At 57.0% G+C, this 759-nt stretch carries 1 protein-coding gene and 1 pseudogene; both read right to left on the bottom strand.

The genetic code is table 11. The annotated features are described in order from the left end of the window. Nucleotides 1-321 (bottom strand): annotated as a pseudogene (locus tag EXE42_RS16125) (hypothetical protein); the annotation flags it as partial. An 89-nt stretch (nucleotides 322-410) separates the two neighbouring features. After that, a partial coding sequence (locus EXE42_RS18840) for a hypothetical protein (RefSeq protein WP_158293755.1) occupies nucleotides 411-759 on the bottom strand: 349 nt, incomplete at its 5' end.

The following is a 759-nucleotide window of genomic DNA, read 5'->3' on the forward strand; positions in this document are numbered from 1 at the left end:
GAGCACGATCAAGCGCTGAAGGTCTGATGGGTCCTGATCGAGAGCCTTGAGATGGTCCTCGAGCTGGCTTTGCCGGACGGCGTTTGGGCTCGTCTTTGTTTCGAACCAAAGGGCCGTCGACCCACGAATAGCCGCGTCTGGGACAGATTCCACGCCGGTCACCTGGTTGTCGAATGCGACGAGTGAGAGGTCAGATTCATCGACTAGTGCCTCGAGGATGTCCTCGCCCAGACGACTGTTGACGTGTTCGAGCACCGCAAGTAATGTCGACGTCACGCGGTTCTCTCCCTGCGTATACGTCGAGAAGAGCGGGTTCGTCATGCTGGCTGATTATTCATACCCAGCACTAAGTCGTTTCCTGCGAATCCCTGTCCCGAATCTATAGACACTTACACGAGCGAGGAGGAAAGTTACCCGGGATGGTCCTCGATTATTACGATGCTATCTTCGTCGAGGGAGTCCAACCGTTCGTTCACTGAACGGAGACGGTCAAGCAAGTCGTTCGCTTCCCGTAGCAGTTCTTCCGCTCGCTCTTCACCCGGCCGATCGTCAGCATCGACAATTCTCGTCACTGTCTGTGTGATGTCGGCGTTCGGGAGCTCTTCCCGCAGTTCATCCGCCGCGTACTTGAGGCGCTCCCACGTGTCTGTACCGGAAATCGGGTCTTTGGCCTCCTCGATCAGGTCATCGACGCGAGTCGGCGTCGGCGTCGTCGACGATGTCAACACCGCGTCGACAGATTCCCGTGTCAGCGTTTCT

This window comes from Halorubrum sp. SP3 (genome assembly GCF_005435195.1).
Classification (GTDB): Archaea; Halobacteriota; Halobacteria; order Halobacteriales; family Haloferacaceae; genus Halorubrum; species Halorubrum sodomense.